Origin of the sequence: Albidovulum sediminicola (genome assembly GCF_025751575.1) — a bacterium.
Classification (GTDB): domain Bacteria; phylum Pseudomonadota; class Alphaproteobacteria; order Rhodobacterales; family Rhodobacteraceae; genus Albidovulum; species Albidovulum sediminicola.
The window spans coordinates 173,868-180,559 of sequence record NZ_JAOWLA010000009.1 but is presented as its reverse complement, the minus strand read 5'-3'; the positions used below and the strand labels follow the sequence as shown (position 1 = coordinate 180,559).

The following is a 6,692-nucleotide window of genomic DNA, read 5'->3' as shown; positions in this document are numbered from 1 at the left end:
GCCAAGCCGCGCGTAGACCGAGCCGAGTTCCAGCCCGATCACGCCCGCGCCGATCACGACCATGGACGCGGGCACCTTCGCCAGCGCCAGCGCGCCGGTCGAGGTGACGATCACCGTCTCATCGACCGCGACGCCGGGCAGGGAGGCGGGTTCCGAGCCGGTGGCGATGACGATGTGGCGGGCGGAGTGGACCTCGTCGCCGACCTTGACCTGGCCGGCCGCCGGGATCGAGCCCCAGCCCTTCAGCCAGGTGATCTTGTTCTTCTTGAACAGGAACTCGATGCCCTTGGTGTTCTGGCCGATGACGTCGTCCTTGTAGGACAGCATCCCGGCCCAGTCGACCGTGGGCGCGGCACCGACCAGGCCCATCCTGGCGAAGTTGTGCTCCGCCTCATGGAGCGCGTGGCTGGCGTGCAGCAGCGCCTTCGAGGGGATGCAGCCCACGTTGAGGCAGGTCCCGCCCAAGGTCTCGCGGCCCTCGACGACCGCGGTCTTCAGACCCAGCTGGGCGCAGCGGATCGCGCAGACATAGCCGCCGGGACCGGCGCCGATGATGATGACGTCGAACTCAGACATGAGTTCCTCCTTCGGGTTCAGGGTGTCGGGGCAGGCGCCGGATGCGTGTCCGCCCGCTGGGGGAACGCAATGCCGGCGAATAAGTTCTCGGTGTCGGGGCGCTCATGCCAGCGCCTCGGTCTTGCGGGTCCAGGCGGCGCGGTTCGCGGCCGTCAGGACCGCGTCGCGCCGGGCGATGAACCAGTCGCGGCTGGCGCTTTCGAGCGCCGCCGTTTCGGGGTCCGCGCGCAACTCCACCAAGCGCGCGGCGGTTTCGGGCCAGTGGCGCAGGATGGCGCGGTCCTCGACCTCGTTCCGGTTGGCAAGGACATGCCAGTTGCCGCCAAGGACATATTTCGCACCGGCGGGCTTGCCCTGTCCGCAGCCGCGGTCGTTCTTCATCAGGAACAGGTCTTCGGACTTGATCGCATAGTGATTGATTCGCGCCGCGCGGGCGCCGCAGGCGCGTTCGTCGGGCCGGAACCGGGACGAACGGGCGTTGTAGAGCGTCCGGTTCATGAGCGGGCGGCCGTCCGGGGTCACGACGCGCGGGTTCTCGACCAGCGGGTCGAGCGGGTTGTGGTCGGTCGCGCGGGCGAAGCTCGACAGGCGGAACAGGCACTTGAAGCGCGTCACGCCGGGGATCGGGCCATATTCGGCGCGGGTATTGGCCTCCAGCACATTGGCGCCAGCGCGCCAGTCGGTCAGGCCCGCATCGCCGAACATCCGCCAGGGCAGGGCCGCGACATCGGCCCCCGCCACCTTGGGCATGAGATCGGCCAGCCGCCCGTCCCCGGTCTCGATCAGCAGGAACTCATCGCTGTCGATGTGAAGTAGCCAGGCGATGCCCTCTTGCCGTAGCCGGTCCATGGCGATCGGCATTCCCTGGTCCTGCGGTGCTGTGCCCTCTGGCACGTTCTGGCGGATATGCGTGATCAGCCCGCGCGCCTGCAACTGATCCAGAAGCCGATCGGACCCGTCCGTGCAGTCGTTGCTGACGACCACGATCCGCTCGAACCCAAGCCCGAGATGATAGGCCAGCCACTCCAGCACAAAAATCCCCTCGTTGCGCATGCAGGAGACGAGCGCGACGGGTTCTGGTGGGGGGGCGGGGACGGTCATCTTTGGGTCAGGCCGCCATGAGTGCGATCAGGTACAGGACGATGGTGGCGGCGAAACCGGCAAGCCAGATGGCCGTCCGCAGGCCTGTCAGCCCCAGCGCATAGGCTGGGACATAGAGCACCCGCGCGATCAGGAAGATCTGCGCTGCCACCAGCGTCGAGGACGAAAACGCGCCCAGCTGGCCCAGGACCAGGATCGCGGGGGCAAAGAGCATCATCGCGGTGGTCGAGTTCGCCAACGCCCGGTCGAGGCGCGCGGTGATGCCCTTCAGTTCGCGCTTCTCGTCCCGCGCGGACATCAGGTACCCGATGCCGAGTTGGCCCATGGCGCCTGTGACCTTCAGGAACACGAGAAGGCAGACGAAAAGGCCGTAAAGCGCAAGGATGGTCAGTTCGTTGGACATGGGTCAAACCTCCGGATGCGGCCCCGTTTCGGGGCGGGTTTTCCCCATCCTACACCGTGATGGGCAGATGGGGAAAACCTCTGCGATCAGAGATCCATCAGAAGCCGCCGGGGGTCTTCCAGCGCTTCCTTGACGCGGACGAGGAAGGTCACCGCGCCCTTGCCGTCGACGATCCGGTGGTCATAGCTGAGCGCCAGATACATCATCGGGCGGATGACGATCTGCCCGTTCACAACGACCGGACGATCCTGGATCTTGTGCATGCCGAGGATGCCCGACTGCGGCGGGTTCAGGATCGGCGAGGACATGAGCGAACCGTAGACGCCGCCGTTCGAGATCGTGAAGGAGCCGCCCTGCATCTCGGCCATGCTGAGCTTGCCGTCACGGGCGCGCAGGCCCAGTTCCCCGATCTTCTTCTCGATCGCGGCAAAGCCCATCTGGTCGGCATCGCGCACCACCGGCACGACAAGGCCGGTGGGCGTGCCTACCGCCACGCCCATGTGGACGTAGTTCTTGTAGACGATGTCGCCGCCGTCGATCTCGGCATTGACCTCGGGCACTTCTTTCAGGGCATGGCAGCAGGCTTTCACGAAGAAGGACATGAAGCCCATCTTGACGCCGTGCTTCTTCTCGAACTGGTCCTTGTAGGCGTTGCGCAGTTCCATGATGCCGGACATGTCGACCTCGTTGTAGGTCGTGAGCATCGCGGCGGTGTTCTGCGCGTCCTTCAGGCGGCGGGCGATGGTGGCGCGCAGGCGCGTCATCTTAACCCGCTCCTCGCGTGCGGCATCGCTGGCGGGGACCGGCGCGCGGGGCGCGGCAGCCGGGGCGGGCACGGCAGAGGCGACGGCGGGCGCGGCCTCGGCCCGGCCCGCAACGGCGCGGGCAACGTCTTCCTTCATGATCCGGCCGTCCTTGCCGGTGCCGGTCACGTCGGAGGGCGAGAGGCCGGCTTCAGCCATGGCCTTCTTGGCGGCGGGGGCGTCCTCCACATCCGCGCGCGCCGCAGGGGCGGCTGCGGCTGCAGCAGGTGCGGCTGCCGCAGCGGCGGGGGCCGCAGCCCCGGCGGAGGCGCCTTCGGCAACCACGGCCAGACGCGCCTTGGCGTCGACGGTCGTGCCCTCGGGCGCCAGAATTTCCGCCAGGACCCCTGCCACCGGCGAGGGCACCTCGACCGAGACCTTGTCGGTTTCCAGCTCGCAGAGCATCTCGTCCACCGCTACGCTGTCGCCCACCTTCTTGAACCAGGTGGATACGGTTGCCTCGGTAACGCTTTCGCCCAGCGTCGGCACCATCACGTCGGTCATCTTGCCCTCTTCGGCTTTCGGCGCAGGCTTGGGCGCCGGTTGTTGGATCGGTTGAGCCGGGGCAGCCTCGGCCCCCTCGGCGATCTGTGCGAGCAGGGCGCTGACGCCCACGGTCGTGCCTTCGGGCGCGACGATTTCCGCGAGCCGTCCGGCGACAGGGGAGGGGACCTCCACCGTCACCTTGTCGGTTTCCAGCTCACAAAGCATTTCATCCACGGCGACCAGGTCGCCCGGCTTCTTGAACCAGGTCGCGACGGTCGCCTCGGAGACGCTCTCGCCCAGCGTCGGGACGCGTACTTCGGTCGGCATCGTCAGCCCCCCACCGTCAGCGCTTCATCGACAAGCGCGTCCTGTTCGGCCTTGTGCCGCGAGGCAAGGCCCGTCGCCGGAGAGGCAGAGGCCGTGCGGCCAACATAGCGCGCGCGTTTGTGCTTGGCGCCGATCCGGTCGAGCACCCATTCGAGGTTGGGTTCGATGAAGAACCAGCCGCCCTGGTTTTTCGGCTCTTCCTGGCACCACATGACCTCCGCGCCCTTGAAGCGCGTCAGTTCCTGCGTCAGCGACTGGGCCGGGAACGGGTAGAATTGTTCCAGGCGCAGCAGGTAGACATCGTCCAGCCCGCGTTTGTCGCGCTCGGCCAGAAGATCGAAGTAGACCTTGCCAGAGCAGATCACGACGCGGCGGATCTTCTTGTCGGCGACCAGCTTGGTGTCCGAATGGCCCTTCTGCGCGTCGTCCCAGAGCACCCGGTGGAAGGTGGAGCCGGTGGTGAAATCCTCCGCGTTCGAGATGCAGAGCGGGTGACGCAGGAGCGACTTCGGCGTCATCAGGATCAGCGGCTTGCGGAAGGACCGGTGAATCTGGCGGCGCAGGATGTGGAAGTAGTTCGCGGGCGTCGAGCAGTTCGCGATGATCCAGTTGTCCTGCGCGCACATCTGCAGGAAGCGCTCCACCCGGCCGGAGGAATGTTCCGGACCCTGGCCCTCGAACCCGTGCGGCAGCAGGCAGACAAGGCCCGACATCCTGAGCCACTTGGATTCGCCCGAGCAGATGAACTGGTCGAACATGATCTGCGCGCCGTTGGCGAAGTCGCCGAACTGCGCCTCCCACATCACCAGCGCGTTGGGTTCTGCCAGCGAGTAGCCGTACTCGAACCCCAGCACCGCGTATTCCGAGAGCATCGAGTCGATGACCTCATACCGCGATTGGCCCGCCCGGATGTGGTTGAGCGGATAGTGGCGCTCTTCCGTGGTCTGATCGACAAAGGCTGAATGGCGCTGGCTGAACGTCCCGCGGGTGCAGTCCTGGCCCGCCAGGCGCACGGGGAACCCCTCGGTCAGGAGTGAGCCGAAGGCGATCGCCTCCGCCGTGGCCCAGTCGAAGCCCTGGCCGGTCTTGAACATCTGGGCCTTGGCGTCCAGTTGCCGGGTGACGGTCTTGTGGATATCGAAGCCGTCGGGCACGCGGGTCAGCGCGTTGCCGATCTCGGACAGGCGCTTCTTGGTGATGGCGGTCTTGCCGGGGCTGTATTCCGCGCCTTCGCGGTCCAGATGCGCCCAGCGGCCATCGAGCCAGTCGGCCTTGTTCGGCTTGAAGTTCTTGCCGATATCGAATTCCTCGTTCAGCTGCGCCTGGAACGCGGCCTTCATGTCCTCGATCTCGCCTTCCGGGATCAGGCCATCCTTGACCAGACGCTCGGTATAGATCTGAAGCGTGGTCTTGTGGGTCTTGATGGTCTTGTACATCGCCGGGTTGGTGAACATCGGCTCGTCGCCTTCGTTGTGACCGAAGCGGCGGTAGCAGAACATGTCGATGACCACGTCCTTACCGAATTTCTGGCGGAACTCGGTCGCGACCTTGGCGGCGTGGACGACGGCTTCCGGATCGTCACCGTTGACGTGGAAGATCGGCGCCTCGACCATGAGCGCGATGTCCGTCGGATAGGGGGACGAGCGCGAGAAGTGCGGCGCGGTGGTGAAGCCGATCTGGTTGTTGACGACGATATGCATCGTTCCGCCCGTGCGATGACCGCGCAGGCCCGAAAGGCCGAAGCATTCCGCGACGACGCCCTGGCCGGCAAAGGCCGCGTCGCCATGCAGAAGGATCGGCAGCACCGCGCGGCGCTCCGGATCGTTCAACTGGTCCTGCTTGGCGCGGACCTTGCCGAGGACCACGGGGTTCACGGCCTCCAGGTGGCTGGGGTTTGCCGTCAGCGACAGGTGAACGGTGTTGCCGTCGAAGGTCCGGTCGGACGAGGCGCCGAGGTGATACTTCACGTCACCCGACCCATCCACGTCCTCGGGCTTGAAGCTGCCGCCCTGGAATTCGTTGAAGATCGCGCGGTAGGGCTTGGCCATCACGTTGGCCAGCACCGACAGGCGGCCGCGGTGGGGCATGCCGATGACGATCTCGCTGACGCCCAGGCTGCCGCCACGCTTGATGATCTGTTCCATCGCGGGGATCAGAGCCTCGCCGCCGTCAAGGCCGAAGCGCTTGGTGCCCATGTACTTGACGTGCAGGAACTTTTCGAAGCCCTCGGCCTCGACCAGCTTGTTCAGGATGGCGCGCCGCCCCTCGCGGGTGAAGGAGATCTCCTTGCCGTAGCCCTCGATCCGCTCCTTCAGCCAACCGGCTTGCTCGGGGTCCGAGATATGCATGTACTGCAGCGCGAAGGTGCCGCAGTAGGTGCGCCGGACGATGTCGAGGATCTGGCGCATCGAGGCGTGGGTCAGGCCCAGCACGTTGTCGATGAAGATCGGGCGGTCCATGTCGGCTTCGGTGAAGCCGTAGGACTTGGGATCAAGCTCGGGATGCGGCGTCTCGGCGCGCATGCCGAGCGGGTCGAGGTCGGCCACGAGGTGGCCGCGGATGCGGTAGGCGCGGATGATCATCAGCGCGCGGATCGAATCGAGGACCGCGCGCTTGATCTGCTCTTCCGAAAGCGCGACGCCCGCTTCCGCGGCCTTGGCGCGGATCTTGTCGCCCGCGCCCTTCATCTCCTTGGCCGCGATCGGCCATTCCCCTGTCAGCGCCGCGGTCAGGTCGTCCGCCGGGACCGGCGGCCAGTCCGACCGTTCCCAGGAGGCGCCGCGCGCTTCCTTGCGCACATCGTTTTCCGCATCGCCCAGCGATCGGAAGAAAGCCGACCAAGTCGCATCGACGGAGCCGGGATCATTGGCAAAGCGGGCATAAAGCTGTTCGACATATTCGGCGTTCGCCCCCTGCAGGAAGGACGAGGCATGGAACTGGTCGTTCTGGGGATGGTCGGTCATGGGATCACCTCGGGGAGGGAAACGGGGCGGGTT

General features: G+C 66.2%; 5 protein-coding genes. All 5 read right to left on the bottom strand.

Translation table 11 applies throughout. From position 1 onward, the window contains the following. On the bottom strand, nucleotides 1-576 hold a 576-nt coding region (locus tag OE647_RS11420; protein WP_263721856.1), incomplete at its 3' end, for an FAD-dependent oxidoreductase. A 102-nt stretch (nucleotides 577-678) separates the two neighbouring features. After that, nucleotides 679-1,677 carry a glycosyltransferase family 2 protein gene (locus OE647_RS11415; protein WP_263721855.1) on the bottom strand — a complete coding sequence of 333 codons (999 nt, stop codon included), beginning with the start codon at nucleotides 1,675-1,677 and terminating at the stop codon, nucleotides 679-681. A 7-nt stretch (nucleotides 1,678-1,684) separates the two neighbouring features. After that, complete coding sequence (locus tag OE647_RS11410; RefSeq protein ID WP_263721854.1) at nucleotides 1,685-2,080, bottom strand: MAPEG family protein; 396 nt, start codon at nucleotides 2,078-2,080, stop codon at nucleotides 1,685-1,687. Between the two features lie 86 nt (nucleotides 2,081-2,166). Continuing rightward, complete coding sequence (gene odhB / locus OE647_RS11405) at nucleotides 2,167-3,696, bottom strand: 2-oxoglutarate dehydrogenase complex dihydrolipoyllysine-residue succinyltransferase (protein WP_263721853.1); 1,530 nt, start codon at nucleotides 3,694-3,696, stop codon at nucleotides 2,167-2,169. A gap of 2 nt (nucleotides 3,697-3,698) precedes the next feature. Further along, nucleotides 3,699-6,659: a 2-oxoglutarate dehydrogenase E1 component gene (locus tag OE647_RS11400; protein WP_263721852.1), complete on the bottom strand. Its 2,961-nt coding sequence runs from the start codon at nucleotides 6,657-6,659 to the stop codon at nucleotides 3,699-3,701. Nucleotides 6,660-6,692: the final 33 nt, after the last annotated feature.